Source organism: Neotamlana nanhaiensis, assembly GCF_000943555.1.
In the GTDB taxonomy this organism is placed as follows: domain Bacteria; phylum Bacteroidota; class Bacteroidia; order Flavobacteriales; family Flavobacteriaceae; genus Neotamlana; species Neotamlana nanhaiensis.
This window is the reverse complement of the sequence record NZ_JTDV01000002.1, coordinates 37,871-58,225: the sequence shown is the minus strand read 5'-3', so window position 1 is coordinate 58,225 and position 20,355 is coordinate 37,871. Positions and strand designations below refer to the sequence as shown.

Here is a 20,355-nt window from a genome sequence, read left to right as displayed (position 1 = left end):
ATATAAACATTACTGCCGTCTATTGGCTAAAAGTGGTGGTGGTTCGCCGTTAAACGGATTCCATCGGCTTATACTTTTGGCATCCATTCCGGCGGCATTTATTACAGCTCGGTCGCCATAACGCACACGCATTTTATCTATAGCTTCAATTAAACGTAGTTGTTTTTCGTTGTCTTCAAACAAATTTATTTGATGACCGCCTTCAACTAAATGACTAAATTTTACACCAATAAGCCTAACAAGTAAGCGCCGATTATAGAGTTTTTGATACAAATCTAAAACCACAGGAATTATGGTATGATCCATAGCGCTGTAAGGTATGCGTTGCTGTTGTGTATAGGTTTGAAAATCGGAATATCTAATTTTAAACGTTATGCAAGCTGTTAGTTTATTACCACGCCGTAATTGATAGGCTAAATTTTCGGCCATGGCAACGATGATGCCTTTTAGTTTAGTAACATCGGTAGTGTCTTTATTAAAAGTACGTTCGGTTGAAATCGATTTGCGTTCGTGGTACTGCACCACTGGGCTATTATCGATGCCATTGGCTTTTTTCCAAATAACCAATCCGTTTTTACCAAGTACACGATGCATGAGTTCCATAGGCATATCTTGCACGGTTTTAATGCGTTTTACTCCCAAATCGCACAAGGCTTTATAGGTAACGTTGCCCACCATGGGTATTTTTTTTACCGAAAGTGGCGCTAAAAATGGTTTTTCGCTACCCGAAATAATACGGATTTCGTTGTTGGGTTTGGCTTCGCCTGTGGCTATTTTCGATACGGTTTTGTTAACAGACAAACCAAACGAAATAGGTAATCCGGTTTCTTTAATGATGCGTTGACGTAATTCTGAAGCCAATTTATGGCATCCAAAAAACTTATCCATTCCGGTTAAATCAATATAAAATTCATCAATTGATGTTTTTTCATATAGCGGTACGGTGTCTTTAATAACTTCGGTAACGTTTTGCGAAAATTTGGTGTAAATTCCCGAGTTGCCTCTTAAAATTATCGCTTCAGGGCACAATTGTTTTGCTAAGCGCATAGGCATTGCCGAATGGATGCCGAAGCGGCGCGCTTCGTAACTACACGATGCTACAACACCTCTATTGGAAGTGCCACCAATTAATACGGGTTTGTTATTTAAGCGACTGTCTAACAACCGCTCGCAGGACACAAAAAAGGTGTCTAAATCCATGTGAACTATAGAACGCTGAAAACTCATAAAGCACAAAAAATTTATATCGATTTAGGCGACATTGGCGATAATTGATGCGCCCGATGTGTTGCAAAACTTTTTTTATTCTGAAAGGTTTTATTTGCTGAGTTTACCGCATACCTTGGGTCTTCAATAATGGCCGAACGTTCCATAGCCGAAACTTCAATAGTTACACAATCAAACTCTACCATTATTTTTCCTGTAATGCTATAAATGCCTTTTCCTCGAAACGGGTATTTTGATGCTATTGGCGGAAAGTGAACCGTATCGATGAAATTACCATCGTAATCTAAAAACGTACCAAAATGCATGGTTTTACCATTGGCTGTTCGGGTGTTTTTTACAGTAACTAAATAGCCTTCAATGGTTATGGTTTTATTTTCAAGTTTTATTAAATGTGTAGCGCGCAAAGGGTTGTTTGTAGGGTATTGTAATAAATGAAACGGGTTGCATAATGGAAAACCAAGCAGTTCCATTTCATCAAAAGCATGCTCTAATCCCGAGCTTGATAATTGCGGTGTTTTATAGTTGATGCGTTGCGTTTTAAATAGCGTTATCACATGGTCTTGAATAACTGTTTTACTTATTTTTAAATGCGCTTCCCAAAGTAATTCGCGCTTGTTTATTCCTGTAAATCTAAAAGCATTAATTTTTATTAGAATGGTTATTTGCTCGATAGAAATAGGTATACGTTCAATAAAATGATCTAAACTTTCAAAAAGGCCGTTGTTTTGGCGGTCGTTAATAACTTTACTAATGGTTTTTTGCTCTAAAGCGTGTAAAAACATAAACCCTAAATAAATAGTGTTGCCTTTAATTATAGTTTCGTTAAGGCTTTGGTTTATGCAAGGCGCTTCAATAATACCTTGATGCATTCTGGCTTCGTGCACGTAAAGTTCGGTACTGTAAAATCCGCCAAAATTATTAATGGTTGCTACCATGTATTCCAACGGAAAATAGGCTTTTAAAAACAAACTTTGGTAACTTTCTACGGCATATGATGCCGAATGTCCTTTGGCAAAAGCATAACCCGCAAAACTTTCAATTTGTCGCCAAATATCTTGTGTGGTAGCTTCGGCTTCACCGTTGTGTTTACAATTATTAAAAAACAACTGTTTAACCTGTAAAAACTCTTCGCGCGACCTAAATTTACCCGACATACCTCGTCGTAATTTATCGGCTTCACCTAAGGTTAATCCGCCATAAATATGCGCCACTTTTATCACATCTTCTTGATATACCATAACGCCATAGGTTTCGGGCATTATTTTAAGCAAAACAGGATGTGCTTGTTTAATGCGTTCGGGATAGCGGTAACGCAAAATATACTCGCGCATCATGCCAGATTTTGCTACACCAGGACGAATGATAGAACTAGCAGCCACCAATCCCAAATAATTATCGACTTGTAGTTTTTTAAGTAGCATGCGCATAGCAGGAGACTCTACATAAAAACACCCAATAGCCTTAGCGTTTTTTAATAAGTATTTAATGCGTTCGTCTTGTTTAAAACGTTTAATATCACGGATGTCTATAGCTGCTTTTTCTGGTTGATTGTATGCCACTATTTGTACGGCATCTTTAATTTTTCCTAAACCACGCTGACTTAAAATATCGAATTTATACAAACCAATATCTTCGGCTACAACCATATCGAAATGCGTGGTGGCGTAGCCTTTTGGGGGCAAAAAGGTGGCGGTGTAATAGTGTATTGGTTTTTCCGAGATAATAATACCGCTAGCATGAATACCTAAATAGTTGGGAAAGCCTTGAATGTATTCACTATATTTTATAACCAATTGCGAGAGTTTATCTAGGTTTTGTAGTTGGTATTTGCCACGTGTAAGTTTATCTATTTCGGTTTTAGGTAAGCCAAAAACTTTACCTAATTCGCGTACGGCAGCTTTAAACTTAAAAGTGTTGTAAACGGTTAATAGCGCGGTATTTTTAAAGGTTTTAAATATAAAATTGGTAACATCGTCGCGATCGGTCCATGAGAAATCAATATCGAAATCGGGTGGATTTTTACGATATAAATTTATAAAACGCTCAAAATACAAATCGAGTTCTATGGGGTCTACATCGGTAATTTTAAGTAAATAAGCTACAATACTATTGGCACCACTACCACGACCAACGTGGTAATACCCTTTGCTACGAGCATATTCTAAAATGCGCCAGTTAATAAGAAAGTACGATACAAAACCTTTCTCTTTTATAATATTAAGCTCTTTTTTTATACGTTCATGAATAATGTTGTTAGGTGTTTTATAGCGATAAGGCAAACCGTTGTAAGTTAATTTTTTTAGTAACTCGTAATCGGATGCTTCGGTTTTGGTGTAAGTTTTTTGATTATTGGGTGTTTCTTGTGAAAAATCGAATGCAATTTGGCAGCCTTCTAAAACCGATTTGGTGTTGTTTATAAGTTGCGGAAATTCATTATAAGTATCACACAATTCATTATATGGCAACATGGTATCGTTGGGTTGGCCTTCCTCGGTTTTCGAGAGTTTGCTCAACAAGGTATTGTTGTCAATAGCACGTAATAAACGATGCGTGTTAAATCCTTTTTTATTTTGAAATGATACCGTTTTTAAAATAACCAGTTTGTGCTGTAATTTATTCCATTTCGAGAATTTAAGCGCATTGAGATCTTGAGGTTTTATGCCTAAAAATTCGTTAGTTTTTAAGTTGTAATCTACACCATTTTTATACGGGTAAATAACAAAAGTGTCGCTTAACTCTGGTGCGGTTTCAGGAATTTTTAAACTATCGTCATGTAAAAAGGTAGATAGATAATGGTTTATATTTTTAAAGCCATTGTTGTTTTTAGCTAATAGTACAAATTGTTGTTGTGCACCGTTTCTAAAATCGACACCAAGTACGGGTTTTATGTTGTATTTTTCCGAAAGACGAACAAAGTCTAAACTAGCCGAAGTATTATTAATATCGGTTAAAGCCAATGTGCTAATGCCATTGGCAGAAGCTATCGCCAACAATTGCTTGGGCGCAATGGTGCCGTAACGTAAGCTGTAATATGAATGACAATTTAAATACATAGGATTAACAAAATTAGCTACTATATGTAGTTTTTGTTGCTTATATTTGTAGCAAATAATGTTAAAATTTATTTTTTAAGATGACGCATATTCAGTTTAACATAAAGCATCTTCGTGGACTTAAAAAGTTTTCGCAAGAGCGTTTTGCCGAAGAATTAAAATGGACCCGATCGATGGTTGGGTCCTACGAAGAAGGGCGCTCGGAACCACCAATACATCGGTTAATAGAGCTTTCAAATTACTTTGATATTCCTATAGATATTTTAGTAAAAAACGATTTGCGTGCTGCTAAAGACACGTCGTTTATAGAAGTAGGTAATAAGCGTGTGCTGTTTCCTATTACCGTAAACGAAGCTAACGAAGATTTAATTGAAATTGTGCCAGCAAAAGCCTCAGCAGGCTATTTGCAAGGGTATGCCGATCCTGAATATATCGAGCAACTTCAAAAAATTAAATTACCTTTTTTACCCACAGGAACGCATCGCGCATTTCCTATTAGTGGCGACTCTATGCTACCTGTAAAAGACGGCTCGTTTGTTGTTGCTAAATTTTTAGATGATATAAATGATGTAAAAAACGGAAGAACCTATATTGTTTTAACTAAAAACGATGGTTTGGTGTACAAGCGAGTTTACAATACTATAAAAGAAAAACATAGTTTAGAATTACATTCCGATAACAAAGCCTACCAACCTTACGAAGTAAAAACTGAAGATGTTATAGAACTTTGGGAGTTTACCTGCTGTATAAACACACAAGAATACGATAAAGACGAGCTTAAGTTAAGCAGTATTATGAATATGTTTCAAGAATTACGAGTGGAATTGGAGTCGATTAAAAAGATATAGATGGTTTACAGGCTAATCACTACTCGCGCTTTACTAGCAAAAAATACTCGTTTTCCAGTTCTAAATAACCTTGATCGTAAACAAAATAGTAATTACTGCCTTCTTTAGTGGTGTAAATACTGGTAAAATAATTAAAATCGAAGCCTTCTTGAGTGAGCTTTTTTTTAGAAGTTTTTATTTTTCCTGTGGTGTTTATTGTTTCCAGAATACGCCAATTTTTGCGTAAGCGATTGTTAATATTACGAATTAAATTTTTACTGTCTTTGTTAATGTTATTGTTGTATGCATTGCGACAGTAATCGCTACAAAATTTTTTATCGCTTCGGCCAATGAGTTTTTCGTTACATTCTAAGCAAGTTTTTTGCATTGTAGTTTTAGTTTGTTGATTTTATAAAAAGAGATGGTTTAATTTTTAGATAACCTGTTTCAGGAAAGTTCTTTTTTTAAATTATGCTCAACGGTCTAGTATAAGAATAGTAGTGGATTTTATGCACTAACTTTTCGGATTATAACTGACCTTTAATTTATTCATTTTCTTTTGATTAAGCGATTAAACCGCTATTATTTTTATACAATGTTGTACACTGGATTTTTTCCATTCAGCTTGGTTTTTAGCGTTGGCAAAGACATACTCTTTTGCAATTTTGGCTTGAGCTTTGGCTGATGCGAATTGCAAATGTGTATGGCTTTAAGCGTTGGCATTATTTAGTCATTTTCTTATTTCCAACTGCGATTATCACGTCATTTTCAATATCATCTATTCGGTTTAAAATCACATTCAGATAATCATCTCCTAAACGTCTTCTTAAGTCCTTGATATTCGCTATTAGTTCATCAAAACTTTTGTCCTTTGTCGATAGCTTTAATTGTCTCAAGGTATATTTTGGAAGCGTTTTATATTTCTTAATGTCCTTTAAAAGTGTGTCAATGAACGAAACTAACTCTTGGTCTAAATCGTCTCTTTTTTCCTTTAGAAGTGTTTTCAAAGCAATATTCGCTTGATTTTCTAAAGCTAATTCACTTCTACCAGACTTGTATTTTGGTTTGAATGCTTTGATTTCCTCATACGAATTCCAAAACGCACTATTAAGCGGTTGCCTTTCTTCATCCGGATTACATTTCACAAATTCAATTAATTCCTCAAAGGTTCTTTCAGATGGCTTGTCGTTTGGTTTTTCATTTACGTATTGATGCACTATTGAAAACAAAGCCATTCCTTTTTTTCGCAAAACAACCACATTGTTTTCCTCAAAATGCTTTGCTGTTTTAACTCTGTTCGGTAAATCGCTAATTTTTTTTATTACTTCTGGATGAGATTCCACAATTTCATTGTAATCATTTCTAATGATTGTGCTTGTACTCAATTCATCATTTTCTTCTGGATTGATATTAGCTTTTGAGTATAATGCACTTGGTGTTGGTTCTTCATCTGCATCAAATATTTTAGAGTCTTCTCCTAATGCACTATGAATCAAAAACATTTTTTGTTGTGCAATTTCTCTACTTTTTACAATATCAGAACCTTGGTCAGTAGGGAAGAAGTTGTAAATGAATAATTCTTCGAAAATCTTTGCACTCATTCTGTTGATACGACCTACACGTTGAATTACACGAGTAGGATTCCAAGGAATATCGTAATTGATAATTAATCCTGCTCTGTTTAGGTTAAATCCTTCTGAAAGCTTGTCACTGGTAATCAGCACATCAAAATCATCAACTTGCTCATAATATTTTGCATTAAAATTGGCATCCAATTCTTTTGCAAATTTCTTGGTGATTCCACCATCACAAAACATTGCACGACCTAATAATTCCTTTTCAAAATACTTTTGTAAGTGTCTTACTGTATCTGTGTATTCGGTAAAAAGAATAACTTTTCGTTTTGTGTTAGACTCTTTATTTAAAACTTCTTTAATCGTTTCTAAAACAGCTTCACGCTTTGGGTCGTTTTTAATGATATTAAGTTCATTAATTTCTTGTTCAATGTGTTCAAAAAGTTTGATATCACTTTTTATATCATCAATAAATTCTTTTTTTAATTGAAACTTTTCAATTTCATAAATCTTGGTATGCTTGGGTTGGGTTTTGTTTTTAGCATTTCGCTCAAACTCTTCCAGAGCTTCTTTTATAGCTTCGTATGTAAAATCATCTGCGTCATCAGAATCGTCATAGATATTCTCAATCACTTTTCTGTCCATTACATATTTGCCAGATTTTTCAATGAATGATAATACCATTCTATTGGTACGTAAAAAGCGTTGAATACTCTTTTCAAATGCTCCAAAAGAACTTTCAAAACGCTTAACCAATAAGCGTCTCATAAAATCAAATAAGTTTCGTTGCTGTTGAAAAGCTCTGTTGTCATCTTCTGAAAGTTTATCTTCATCTTCTTTTAAACTTTCATATTCATTTGGTTTGTAAATCGCTCCTTTAAAACGACCTGTTTCTGAAAAGTAATCACGAATAATTCTATTATAAAAATCGGATTGTTCAGTGGTCAATTCATAGAATTGCTCTTCTGGGTCTTTAACTTCTGAAAGGTTATTGATTTCTTTTTTGTATTCAAAATCGGTTTTTAAATCGAGCCTGTTTCTTCTTATAACAACTGGCGTAATGATGTTTTTAATATCATTTGCCATTGCGTTAACGTTGCCTCTTACAATTGCTAAATCAATTGGTGGCGTTAAACCGAACATTTTTTCATAATCACGTTCTGCTTTTCTTCGCTTTTCAGGATTGTTAGAATTGTGATTTTTAAGAATATTAGACAATCGTTTAAATCGATAATTGTAGGCGTTAAAACGGCCTTCTAAATCTGCTTCAATAGTAATTCCAGATGCTCCTGGTACTATAAACAGTTTTAACAATGAAAATACATCAGCTGGCGAATTATTAAATGGTGTTGCACTCAACAAAATGACTTGCTTGCCTCGGCAAATGTCCATTAATGCTTCATAAGCTGAAGTGTCTTGATTTCTAAATTTATGGGCTTCGTCAACGATAATGACTTGGTATTCCAAATTATTTTTTGAAATACTTTCGGCAACTGCCTCCAGATTACCAGAGCTTTCAATATCCCAATTGTAGAGTTTAAAGCGGTTCCAATATTCCCACCAACCTGAATTTTCTTTTTTGCTTCCTATTAAACCAGGTGGACACAATATCAAACCTCTTTTACCTAATTGATTAGCAATTAATGAAGCGATAACAGATTTACCTAAGCCAACTACATCAGCAATTATAACCCCATTATAGGTTTCTATTACGTTTAAGGCTTGGTTTACCGCATCAAGTTGGTATTGGTATTTCTCAAAGCCATTTTCATCTAACAATCTCGTAATGGTATCGTTTATCTTTTTGGCTTCTTGTAGTTCTATGTAGGTTTTTAAAATAAGAGCATAAGCTTCAAAAGGTGTGATTAAAGATGCCTGACTTTTATTTTTTAGAAAATCAATGATGATTTTGGTGCCATTTTCCGCTTCAGTAATAGGAACTGCAGTTTCCCAAAGTTCATCAAAGTAAGCTTCGGCAGTTTCAAAACCATAGTCTTTGATTTCTACATTAAATTCTTCTTGGCTTCGCAAACCTGCTTTTGTCAAATTACTACTACCTGTTATAAATTGTCCTTTACTGTCTAAAGTGTCTGACAAAGTATTATTATAACTAAACAAATAGACTTTGGCGTGATTTGGGTTTAAGGTTTTACGAATAATCAATTTGCCTTCATCTAACAATTGAATAAAGAATTCTATTTGGTTGTAGAAGGCTTCATTATCCATTTCTGCATTGTTAATGGCAAAACCCATTGATTTGATAAACTGTGTAAAATGCTCCTCTTGACTTAGGCTATCGTCTTGTAAACCAACTTCTACAATGGTGCTTAAGTATTTATCTACTTGTAAACCAACCAATATTTTTAGGGTTACCTCTGGATTGTCTTGTAGTTTTTTATAGATTTCTTGCCAACCCGAAAAGTAGAAAAAGCCAACCAAGAATTTTAATTCTTGACTCGCTAGTATTAGTTTTTCTAAACGCTTTTTTAGCGTTGCATTGTCTGCACTATTGGTTATAAAATTATTGCTCATTAATTTATTTGATAATTCTCGTATTGGTCTTTTGTTAGGTTAAATTCTGGGTCGATGATTTTTACTTCTTGATGTGTTAATCCATAGATTTTAAAAACTAGAGTATTTAGTTTGGCATAATTATTATGGAAACTTGGTGTGCCATAGGTATCTTCCATTTTATTGTGTAACTCATTAATTAATTCTAACATAGAATCATCCGCTATCTTTATTGGAAGTGTTTCTAAAAACGTTTTCGAAATATTTACTGTGAGATTGGAATTATTTGAAAAGTTATTGGCATAGTACCAGTTGAGAAGCTTTGAATTTAACAGGCAGGTGAAGTACTCATAAAATTCTTTATAATCATTTTTTAAAACTATACTATTTGTTGAAGCAAAAGCTTTTCTTTTAGCGACATCTAATCCAGCAACTAATGGCATTGTTCCTCCGCTAATTCTTTGCATTACTATTTTTTTAGGTTCGTTCCATAAATAATCAGGCCTTGTCCTATGTATTTCTGCTGGATTCCAAATTATAAAGTTTGAGCAATCTCTTATTGAAAACCTTTTAACATCCTTTCCTTCAATTAAATCAAAACAGTTATCTTCTTTGTTCTCTAGTATTAAATGTTTATGGGCAACAATACCCTCAATAATATCAATACAAAACAGACCAAGTTCTTGTTTGTTTTTCTTGATTTTTTGTGATAGTTCTAGCTCTATATCATTTAGCATTATATTAAAGGTATAGCTTGTGTTTTCTAGAAAAACGTCTTGATTAATTTGCTTGTGCTGATAATTTTTTTCCGCTAAAGAAACTACATCTGTTATAACATCAATTTTCTCGGTCGTCTCTGTTCTATTACCAATTTGAAGTAAAATGGTTGAAGCGGTTACTTTACTAAATACACCTTCTCCTAAATCTACAATTGATTGTATTTCATTTCTGGCTAAAAGTTCATACCTGATAACATCGTATACTGTTCCTCTTAAAATATTATTAGGGATGATATAGATTAAACTACCTTTATTGGATATTAATCTTTTACCCTTTAATAGAAATACCGCAAAAAGATTAATTTTTCCTGCTTGTCTAGCTCTAGACCTGTCTGGTAATGAAATAGACGAAAAATATTCATTTGTAACATAATCTTTGAAATCAACTCCAAAATCCACATCTCTGGTAAAGACATAAGGTGGATTTCCAATTACAATATCAAACTTTTCAACGCCATACATCCAATAAGGGTCAAACCAAGTATTACTTTCATTACTAAACGGTTTCCAAGATGCTAATTGTAAGGCTCGTTTGTTTTGTCCGCCACCAGCAATTTCTTGTTTTAGAATTTTAGTTTGTATGTCGTCAAAGTCTTTTTTCAATTTGTTTTTTTCTTCGCCATAAGCTTGTAAATATTGGTTTCGTATGGTTTTGAGTTGGTCTTGCAGTTCATCTGTTTGTCCAAAATCAAAAGCACCTTGGGCTTGTTGCTTTTCTTCTAAACCAATTAAAGTATTTGCAGTTACAAACTTAAATTCCAAGTTAGGCAAAGCTTGTATGCCTCGGTTATCTGCATCATCTATAATGGTTTCATCAATAACTAAACTTAAAAAACTACGCAGTTTTGAGATTTCAGAAGCAATGGGTTGTATATCTACGCCATAAATAGAGTTTTGTATCACGCCCAATTTTCGCACATAGTCTGCACTTTCGCCATCTAGTTTTTCTTTAAGCATTTGTTTTGCCAAAGCATTAGGTACGTTTTCTATTTGCTTTTGTTTCCACCAAGATGCATCTGGGTCAAGTTTTTGTAAAGCAATAATTATTTTATGTAATGCTCCCATTGGGAAAGCTCCAGAACCACAAGCTGGATCTAATATTTTTACATCGCTTAAAGCTTCTAAAATGGTTGCGGTTTGTTTCTTCTCAAATTTGTTTTCGCCACCTTCTTTAAAGAGTTCTAAAAGCTGTTCTTCGTTTTCAATATCGACTTTGGTTTTTAAATACTGTACCAAAGATTGCTCTACCATATAATCTACAATCTCTCTTGGTGTATAAAAACTACCTGTGGCTTTTCTTGCACTTTTTTCAGTATCTGGGTCAATTTCAGCCAATAGATTTTCAAAGATAGTTCCGAGCATTTCTGGGTCGATACTTACTTCTGCATCGTAAATGCTGTTTTCGTCAATGGTAAAATTGTATTGTTCTAAAACTTCAAAAAGTTCAATAAACCATTGGTTTGGAATTTTTAAGTCAAATGAAACTTGATGTATGCCTTTGCCATTCGTAGGGAAGAAGTCATCAGTTTGTGCTTCAAAAAGGCCACCATTTAAAAATGGAATGAGTTGGTGGTCGTTTGGTAGGTCATAGTCTTTTCGGTCGTTTTGTTTTTTATTGAGTACCAAAAAGAACAATTTTTCTAAAACCGAATGGTAATAGTTATGCTGTTGGTTGTTGACTTCAACAACGGTTTTTGATGATAGCCAACTTTCGGGAACAAGCGGAACGCTGTTTTCAGATTTCTTACTTTTTAGAAACCAACAGAAAATAGTTCTACCAATTAATCTTACTGCAAATTCTTGGTACACTTTTCTATTAGTATCAACTGGTGTTGATGGAAGTTTTAATGAAGTGTCGAATTCTACATTTCTACTGCCAATTTTTACTTTTCCACCAATAAGACTGTAGAACGATTTTGCAATGTCTTGATAGAATTGTTTGTTAAGTGGTTCAACACTAAAGGCTTGAATTATCTCATCTAGTGAATTGAAATTACAACCGCCAACTTGTTTGATGAATGTTTTGTTGGTTTGACTTGGTGTTACAAAATATGTGTAACGTTTAAAGTCGGTAAAGTCTCTTTTAGTTCCGAGATAATTCGCTTTTACAAAACTGAATCTGAAATTTCCTTCGTCATCGTAAAATACGAATAGTGAAGCGTCTTTCACTTCGTGTTTTAAAATGGTTTTTGCGATTTCGTATTGATTCTTTTTTCCAGTTCGTTCGGTTAGTGGTTCAGTTGTTTTAGAAGCGATAACAATGATGTCATCTTTATCTATTTCCGCTTCTCCAACTTTGATAATCGATTCATATTTGTCATAAATATCTTCTGGGAATAAGTGGTCTAAATCTTCTTCATCAGGTTTGAAGGAAGGTATCGAGCCTCTCAAAAAAGCAATGAGATTATTGGTTGAAAAGTTATTTATAAGCGTATTTATCTTGCTCATATAGCGGTTAGTGGTTGTTCAGTTTTTAATTTTTATTCGAGCATCAATATAAATATTTTCAACTCATTTCATTCAATTTAATTAACGTTTTTTTTTCCTTTCAGCGTTGGCAAAAAACAGCTCTTTTGGTTTTTTGAGCGTTGGCTTTTGCGTTAGGAAAAACCAAATGTGCTGTTTGTGCGGTTGGCTTTTCAGAGCTTGTGTACAACTAGTTATACAAGTAAATATAAGAAAACTCTTTAAAAAATAAACGTTTATTGTGGCAAACAAATTAAATCAATAAAACGATGTAAACGACTACAAACGAACACAAATGTTTAAAAACCGTTTAAAGTTTTAGTGCTGTTGCATCTTTGCAGTGTCGTTAGTTTACAAACGCGATAGTATTAACTGTTTAACCGTTTGCTTATTAAGGCAAGCACTAAAATTAAAATTATGAACACGCTTAGAAACAAAGTACAGTTGATTGGTAACTTAGGAAACAATCCAGAAATTATTAATCTAGAATCTGGTAAAACATTGGCTAAATTTAATATGGCCACAAACGATAGCTACACCAATAATAAAGGTGAAAAAATTACCGATACCCAATGGCATTCGGTTGTAGCTTGGGGTAAAACGGCACAAATAGTAGAAAAATATTTAAGCAAAGGCAACGAGGTTGCTATTGAGGGCAAATTAACTTCAAGAAGTTACGAAGATAAACAGGGAAACAAGCGCTACGTTACAGAAGTTGTTTGTAGCGAACTACTTATGTTAGGCAAATAGTAAGCTCCTAAAATTATTCAAGCCTGATTTTAAATCAGGCTTGAATTCACTAATTAACCAAAAATCAATAATCTTTCTTTTTCTTAGCATAAAGTTGGTCGGGTTTAGTTTTTAAACCTTACAAGAAGTTATTTTTTTTGAAAAAATTTGCGCTATGTGTTGTAACTTAACAAAATTGAAGCTTATAAAACCATAAGGTTACAGCCACGAATATCAGAATTATCAAAACGTCCAATAATTTCTATATCGCCATTGGCTTTAACTTTGCCTAAATCTTGGGTAGCAATAAAGGCGCAAGAATTTATATTGGCGAGGTCAATAACATTAATGCCTCCTGTTTTTCCTGTAACTTGTATGCTTAAAGCATCTTCGGTATCGCGAGTTAAAATTTGCATCCATGGCGGACAATTAAAAATACCATTACCTTGGGAATAGGCCTGACTTAACAGTTCGGTCATGCCATACTCGCTATGTATAGCGGTAACGCCAAAACCTTGTTTTAGTAAATTGTGCAGTTCTGCTCTAATGAGTTCTTTTCGGCGCCCTTTCATGCCACCAGTTTCCATAATAATGGTGTTTTTTAGATTAAATTGATGGCTTTCAATTAAGTCTAAAAGGGCGAATGAAACGCCAATAAGTAGTACTTTTTTACCTTCGACATCTAGTTTTATTAAGGTGTTTTTTAATTCTGAAAGGTTGTTTAAATAAAAACCACTTTCGGGATATTTTGAGGTTTTTATCATGTGGTTTACCATGTATATTAACGACGAGCCTTCACGTTCTAAATACGATGGGAGCAATCCTAAAATGACATAGTCTTGCAAATTGCCGTAAAAATGCTGAAATCCTCTGGTAAAACTTTTTTCGTAAATATTTAAGTTAGTAACTAAATGTTTACTGGTTTGGCTTCCTGTGGTTCCCGAACTGGTAAACGTGGTCTCAATTGGAGCCTTACTACTTAAAATACGGTGCGATTTAAAAAATTGAATGGGTAAAAACGGAATGTCTTGTATTGTTTTTACACTACTTGGGTGTTTGTATAATAAATCGCAAAACGACCGATAAACCTTATTATTTTCAAATTGAAATTTGAAGACTTGTAATGCTGCTTTTTCAAAAGCCGCTTGCGAGTTTATGTTAAAAATGTCTTCGGGATTTATCATTAGGTTGTTTTTCACCAATGCAAAAGTATATAAAATAAAAAAGCGCCACCAATGGTAGCGCTTTAAAATAGTATATGTAGTAAAATTATTTTATTACTAATTTTTTAGTCGAAACGGCATCGTTTTGCCTTACTTTCATAACATAAATGCCACTTTTTAAGCTAGAAATATCAAGTGTATTATTTTTTACAGTGTTGTTTAAAACTTGTTTTCCTAGTAAATCAAAAACTGAAACAGTCATAGCATCATTACTAGCGCTTAAAATATTTACATAACCTAAATTGGTTGGGTTAGGATACATCTCGAAACCTTCAATTTGGTTTTTGCTAAGTGATAATGGCGTACAGCTAGATGTTGGTCTTGTTCCTAAAGTAGGGCAATTTCCGTTAGCTTCTATGGCTACATTTGATAAGCTCCATGAGGAATAGCCATCAGCTCCATCATCTAAATATTGAATTCCAATAAATACCTCAGTTCCTGAAATTCCAGATAGGTCGATGTCATAAAACCCACTATCAGTAATAGTTTGCGTAGTAGTCCATGTTGATGCCGACGGACAATCAGCATATGTTGAAGTATAAGCTACAATTAAATCTGTGGCACCGTATTGTTCGGTAGCATTAAGTGCAAGATTTAAATCGGTTACACCTGTCATATCTAACGGACCAAATATTAGCCATGTTTCAATATTTTCTGCGCAACCAGAACCACAATAACCGTTCATAACATATGTTCCAGCAGTTTCTGTCCACTCGTCGCCGTCAGTGTTTGCAGTAACAGTAACTAACTCAAACAATTCGCTACCTTCACTTAAATCAAAACATGCTGGGTCGCAAATATCAGAACCAATAGTTCCGCTAATTGTGGTGCTATCGCAATCTCCACCGTTTAAAGTAATATCCCAAGCATCACCTTCAGATAACCCTGTAATTGTAATGGTGCCATCGGTAGCAGAAGCAGGATTGTCTCCTCCAATAGTTCCACCAGAAGTAGTTGAAACCGATGTGATTCCAGAATCATCTCCTGTATATGGAATATTTACTGTAACCGTATCATTATCATCTCCAAGTGTGTTTGTTGTGCAAACAAAAGTAGCTGTTCCTAAGGTAACACCACATGATGATGATGCTCCAATCCAACTTTTAGGATCGAATCCAGCAGGTGCATCCTGTGCTCCCGAACCAAAGCCTTGGTCGTTATCGCTAATCCATTCGCTTGCAGTCCATGTAGCGTTTGGAGCAGTTACTGTAGCTGCTCGTTCTGCTCTTCCGTCTTCAAAATTTTCGGCAGTATTTGCATTGTTAGCATCATTACCTGGTATTCCAAAAATATCAATTGTGGCATCCGATGCATCAAAAATAGCAATTTTGTCATCACCATTACTGTCGGCGGCACCTCCAGTTGAAGTACTTATGTCTGGTGCAAAACCATAAACTGCTTCAAATTCTGAAGCATTTGGCGAAATTATTGCAAATTGCCCAACATTTAATGTACCTATTGAAGATAAATCTACACCACTGGTTTGTGGGTCTGTATTCGAATTTGTCCAACGTCGAAGCTCCCAACCATTCAGATTTACCGAGCTTGGTCCAACACAATAAATTTCAACAAATCTAGCTCCAGCATTATTGTTTGGGTCTGCAAGTTCTGTTATAATAACTTGCCCAAAAGAAGCAAATGATATTAAAGTTGTTAATAATAAAAAGTAAATTTTTTTCATAAAAAAAGGATTAAATAATTTAAGCTAAAACTACTATTTACTTAAGTACAAGCCAAAAAAAAACAGCCATTCGGCTGTTTTTTAACTATATGATAATATTAGAACTATTTTATTACTAATTTTCGAGTTTCGCTCACATCACCCTCGGTTATTTTAAGAATATAAACACCACGATTTAAATTTGAAATGTTTAATTCTTTACCAGTTAATACAACCGAGTACACACGTTTACCTAAAACATTGTAAAATTCTACACGTTTTTTAAAATTGTATTTGGTAGAAATATTTATATAAGCTTTTCCGCTACTTACAGGATTTGGGTATATAGCAAGTCCCTCAATATTTTGCGAAGTAGTCGATGCTAATTTGGCATCACTCTGCGCAACACTATATTGAGTTGTAAAAAACGCCAGAACAAATAATAAAATGTAAATGTAGTTTTTTTTCATAGGTGCTTTTAGATTGAGTAAAATTAATAAAATCTTACAAATTTGATGCCAAAAAACTGTTAAAGATTTGATTCATACGTCGAAAGACACAGTTTTCTTAAGTAAATTGTTACCTTAATGTTATTAAATCTGTACCTTTAATGAAATTGTGTTATTAGTTTTATATTTGTTCACACAAAAATAGCAATACGTTATAATGAAAAAAAAGGACATAAAAATTTTGCTTGTTGATGATGAACCAGACATTTTAGAAATTGTAGGTTACAATTTATCTAGTGAAGGTTATCAAGTTATTACAGCCGAAAACGGCAGTGAAGGTGTAAAAAAAGCAAAAAAAGAACTCCCTCAATTAATTATTTTAGATGTGATGATGCCCGAAATGGATGGTATTGAAGCTTGTGAAATGATTAGAAAAATCCCCGATTTAAAAAATTCTATCATAACTTTTTTAACTGCTAGAGGCGAAGATTATTCGCAAGTAGCCGGTTTTGAGGCTGGCGCCGACGATTATATTACCAAACCTATTAAACCTAAAGTTTTGGTGAGTAAGGTAAAAGCGTTATTGCGTCGTTATAAGGAAGAAGACGTTACTAATACCGTTAAAGTGGGTAGCTTAGTAATAAACCGCGATGAGTATAAAATAACTTCAAAAGGAAAAGAAATAGTTTTACCAAGAAAAGAATTTGAATTACTATCTTTACTGGCATCAAAACCTGGAAAAGTATTTAAAAGAGACGAAATTTTAGATACCGTTTGGGGTAACGAAGTCGTTGTTGGTGGCAGAACTATTGATGTTCATATTAGAAAATTAAGAGAAAAATTAGGCGATAAAAGCTTTAAAACCATAAAAGGTGTAGGCTACAAGTTTGTAGATTAATGCGAACAAAATTTAAAAAATCATACCGGTTTGCTTTATATACCTCGTTATATATAACCTTATTAACAACACTCTTAGCGAGTGTTTTTTTATGGTTGTTTTACGAGTTAAAATGGTATTTTTCTATAGGTTTTGCTGTTACGGTTTATGTTTTTTGTTTTGTTATTATTCAGTTTCGGGTAGAACGGTTTATTTACAAGCGCGTAAAAAAAATATACGACGATTTAACATTGCTCGAATCTACTAATCTTCGAAAAGGTTCTATAACTACCGATATGAGAACCCTAACCCAAGAGATTGATAAGTTTGCAAAAGATAAAAAGATAGAAATTGAAACCTTAAAGGTTCGTGAAGAATACCGAAAAGAATTTTTAGGTAATGTGTCGCACGAATTAAAAACACCACTTTTTACGGTTCAAGGCTATATTTTAACATTACTTGATGGCGCCATGGACGATAGTGTTATCCGTAAAAAATATCTAGAACGAGCCAGTAAAGGCATTGAGCGCTTAGGTTATATTGTTAAAGATTTAGATATGATAACCAAACTTGAGGTTGGTGACTTAAGTTTAAATACCGAAACCTTTGATATTATTGAGCTCGCTAAAAGCGTTTTTGAAATGCTTGAAATGAAGGCGGCCAAGAAAAAAATTACTCTAACATTCGATTTTGATTATAATCAACCTATTTTGGTAAAAGCCGATAAAGAGCGAATTCAGCAAGTGCTGGTTAATTTGGTGGTAAACTCAATTAAATACGGTAGCGAAAAAGGAACTACTGAGATTAGCGTAGAAAACCTAATTAAAAACAAAGTTATTGTTAGGGTGACTGATAATGGCGAAGGTATTTCATCTGAAAATATACCAAGACTTTTTGAACGCTTTTTTAGAGTAGACAAAAGTGGTTCTCGAAAAGAGGGAGGTTCTGGCTTAGGTTTATCTATTGTGAAGCATATAATTGAAGCCCACGACGAAAAAATTTATGTAGAAAGCGAGTTTAACGTTGGTAGTGAATTTTCGTTTACTTTAGAAAAGGCTTAAATAAATCGGCAAAATCAATTTCAAAATAAAAAGCTGTTAATCCTTTGTAAAGTGGCATTTGGCCTAATTTTTTTAATGTAAAATCTTCTTGTTTACAACTTGGTACTAAACCTAATTGCGTTAAACGTTTGGCTAAATATTCTTGTTCAAATTGCCCTGGTGTTGGTATAAAAAAGGCTTTTTTGCTTAGTTTAGCCAAATCCATTACCGTAGTATAACCCGATCGAGAAATTACCAAATCGCTCTCGTTTATAGTTTTTTCAAGTAAACTGGAGGTCATAAAATTGTAAATCGTTATGTTGCCAATAGTTTCTACTATTTGTTCAGCTTCCATTTTACCTTTTACAAAAACAACCTTTCCGTTATAATCTTTTAATTCATCAAATAGTTTTTCTTCAAGTAAAGTGCGTTGTGGTTCGGGACCCGATATTAAAACCATAACATCGTTTTTTACGGGGGCCTCGGTTTTAGTAAAACGGCTTAATGGACCAATGTATTTGGTTTCTATTTCAAACGACTTTACATGACCAAGTTTGCCGCTTAAATTAACACTACCATTAGTGTCTGGTACCCAGCAAACATCAAATTTTTTAATTATTTTCTGATGAATTTTTGTGCTAATCCAAGTTGTGCTTCCGCTTAAAACATTCAATTGATGCGTAATAAAAATAGAAGGTACTTTTTTACTTCTAACTCCCAATCGGTTATCCGAAATTATGCCATCAATCTTATAATCTTCAATAATAGATTTAATAACTTTTTTTTCAGCATTAATTGCTTTTAAAAGCTTTGGAGAATTTTTTAAAATTTTCAGTTTAAAATATTTGCCTTTTTTGGCATAAGTTACTTTATACGAAGGCAAGGTTAAGGTTTGTAACTCTGGAAATTCTTTTTGTAATAACGAAAGTGCGACACCATCACTGGCAATTATAGGCTCAAAACCAAAATTTAGTAAGGCATTAATAATTGGGATGCAGCGTGTGGCATGCCCCAATCCCCAATTTAAAGGAGTAATTAAAATTCTTTTCTTCATAAATAATCTAATTCACCTTAAATCAATTAATTACTAAGTTAAGATGAATTTTAATCTTAACAAAACTAAGTTTATTTTAAACGTTATATATTTCCAAAGTTTTATCAAATTCGTTTTAATACTAATTAATTGTTAAGCAAATTTTTAAAATAGACTTGCTGTACCGTACTTTTGCAAAATAATTATTACCGTATAAAAATTTAATAAGGTGGGCAGTAAAAATAAATTGAAGCGCTTTAGGGAAAACGAAACATTTAATAATGTTGTTCAACCAACACGCGACGAATTGGTAAATACGCAATTTAGTTTAAAAGGAAATTGGAGCAAAAACCATTTTAAAAACAATAATCCTATTGTGTTGGAGTTGGGTTGTGGTAAAGGTGAATATTCGGTAGCCTTAGCAAAAAAATATCCTAACAAAAATTTTATTGGTATCGATATTAAAGGTGCTCGTTTTTGGAGAGGCGCTAAAACAGCAGTTGAAGACGGCATAAATAATGTTGCTTTTTTACGCACTCAAATAGAACTTATTGAGTACGCTTTCGCGGAAAATGAAGTTGACGAAATTTGGATTACCTTCCCCGATCCGCAAATTAAATACAAGCGCACCAAGCATCGCATGACGAATGCTGCCTTTTTACAACGTTACAAACAAGTTTTAAAACCAGATGGCGTTGTAAACCTTAAAACCGATAGTGAATTTATGCATGGTTACACGCTTGGATTATTACACGGAGCGGGACACGAAGTGCTTTATGCAAACCACAATGTTTATAAGCAAGAAGGTAGCCCCGAAGATGTTACTGCTATACAAACCTTTTACGAGTCGCAGTATTTGCAGGTGCAAAAGCCTATAACCTACATCGCATTTAAAATTAAATAGGTT

General features: G+C 33.8%; 14 protein-coding genes. 5 read left to right on the top strand and 9 right to left on the bottom strand.

Translation table 11 applies throughout. The annotated features are described in order from the left end of the window. Positions 1 to 9: 9 nt before the first annotated feature. The gene (dinB, locus tag PK35_RS03485; protein ID WP_044625312.1) at positions 10 to 1,227 is read right to left on the bottom strand and encodes a DNA polymerase IV; all 1,218 of its coding nucleotides are present in this window, start codon (positions 1,225 to 1,227) and stop codon (positions 10 to 12) included. A 14-nt stretch (positions 1,228 to 1,241) separates the two neighbouring features. After that, positions 1,242 to 4,280 carry a DNA polymerase III subunit alpha gene (locus PK35_RS03480; protein ID WP_044625311.1) on the bottom strand — a complete coding sequence of 1,013 codons (3,039 nt, stop codon included), beginning with the start codon at positions 4,278 to 4,280 and terminating at the stop codon, positions 1,242 to 1,244. Positions 4,281 to 4,360: 80 nt separating this feature from the next. Here PK35_RS03480 and PK35_RS03475 point away from each other — a divergent pair, with 80 nt between their 5' ends. Then, complete coding sequence (locus PK35_RS03475; protein ID WP_044625310.1) at positions 4,361 to 5,128, top strand: XRE family transcriptional regulator; 768 nt, start codon at positions 4,361 to 4,363, stop codon at positions 5,126 to 5,128. A gap of 19 nt (positions 5,129 to 5,147) precedes the next feature. On the opposite strand, the gene PK35_RS03470 is transcribed toward PK35_RS03475, so the two are convergent. The 3 genes from PK35_RS03470 to PK35_RS03460 form a co-directional block, all read right to left on the bottom strand. Next, on the bottom strand, positions 5,148 to 5,495 hold the full coding sequence (locus tag PK35_RS03470; RefSeq protein WP_044625309.1) for a hypothetical protein: 348 nt from the start codon (positions 5,493 to 5,495) through the stop codon (positions 5,148 to 5,150). A 334-nt stretch (positions 5,496 to 5,829) separates the two neighbouring features. Beyond that, on the bottom strand, positions 5,830 to 9,213 hold the full coding sequence (locus PK35_RS03465) for a helicase-related protein (protein ID WP_044625308.1): 3,384 nt from the start codon (positions 9,211 to 9,213) through the stop codon (positions 5,830 to 5,832). Next, positions 9,213 to 12,419 (bottom strand): Eco57I restriction-modification methylase domain-containing protein, encoded by a 3,207-nt coding sequence (locus tag PK35_RS03460; protein WP_082048515.1) that lies wholly within the window; start codon positions 12,417 to 12,419, stop codon positions 9,213 to 9,215. Before PK35_RS03460 ends, PK35_RS03465 begins: the two co-directional genes overlap by 1 nt. Before the next feature lie 435 nt (positions 12,420 to 12,854). Here PK35_RS03460 and PK35_RS03455 point away from each other — a divergent pair, with 435 nt between their 5' ends. Beyond that, entirely contained in the window at positions 12,855 to 13,187 is a 333-nt protein-coding gene (locus tag PK35_RS03455) for a single-stranded DNA-binding protein (RefSeq protein ID WP_044625306.1), read from the top strand. A gap of 182 nt (positions 13,188 to 13,369) precedes the next feature. On the opposite strand, the gene PK35_RS03450 is transcribed toward PK35_RS03455, so the two are convergent. The 3 genes from PK35_RS03450 to PK35_RS03435 form a co-directional block, all read right to left on the bottom strand. Continuing rightward, on the bottom strand, positions 13,370 to 14,350 hold the full coding sequence (locus PK35_RS03450; protein WP_044625305.1) for a LuxE/PaaK family acyltransferase: 981 nt from the start codon (positions 14,348 to 14,350) through the stop codon (positions 13,370 to 13,372). A gap of 85 nt (positions 14,351 to 14,435) precedes the next feature. Beyond that, complete coding sequence (locus PK35_RS17090; protein ID WP_052825865.1) at positions 14,436 to 16,070, bottom strand: T9SS type A sorting domain-containing protein; 1,635 nt, start codon at positions 16,068 to 16,070, stop codon at positions 14,436 to 14,438. Between the two features lie 104 nt (positions 16,071 to 16,174). Next, complete coding sequence (locus PK35_RS03435; protein ID WP_044625304.1) at positions 16,175 to 16,519, bottom strand: T9SS type A sorting domain-containing protein; 345 nt, start codon at positions 16,517 to 16,519, stop codon at positions 16,175 to 16,177. A 196-nt stretch (positions 16,520 to 16,715) separates the two neighbouring features. Between PK35_RS03435 and PK35_RS03430 the strand changes: the two genes are divergently transcribed. Together PK35_RS03430 and PK35_RS03425 are read left to right on the top strand one after the other, a co-directional pair. Beyond that, the gene (locus PK35_RS03430) at positions 16,716 to 17,396 is read left to right on the top strand and encodes a response regulator transcription factor (protein ID WP_044625303.1); all 681 of its coding nucleotides are present in this window, start codon (positions 16,716 to 16,718) and stop codon (positions 17,394 to 17,396) included. After that, positions 17,396 to 18,436, top strand: a complete 1,041-nt coding sequence (locus tag PK35_RS03425; protein WP_044625302.1) for a sensor histidine kinase — start codon at positions 17,396 to 17,398, stop codon at positions 18,434 to 18,436. Before PK35_RS03430 ends, PK35_RS03425 begins: the two co-directional genes overlap by 1 nt. Here PK35_RS03425 and PK35_RS03420 read toward each other — a convergent pair. Beyond that, positions 18,417 to 19,469, bottom strand: coding sequence for a glycosyltransferase (locus PK35_RS03420; RefSeq protein ID WP_044625301.1), 1,053 nt, complete (start codon positions 19,467 to 19,469; stop codon positions 18,417 to 18,419). The two genes, PK35_RS03425 and PK35_RS03420, sit on opposite strands and share 20 nt — an antisense overlap. Before the next feature lie 208 nt (positions 19,470 to 19,677). On the opposite strand from PK35_RS03420, the gene trmB reads away from it, so the two are divergent. Beyond that, positions 19,678 to 20,352: a tRNA (guanosine(46)-N7)-methyltransferase TrmB gene (trmB, locus tag PK35_RS03415; RefSeq protein WP_044625300.1), complete on the top strand. Its 675-nt coding sequence runs from the start codon at positions 19,678 to 19,680 to the stop codon at positions 20,350 to 20,352. The last annotated feature ends 3 nt before the right edge of the window (positions 20,353 to 20,355 follow it).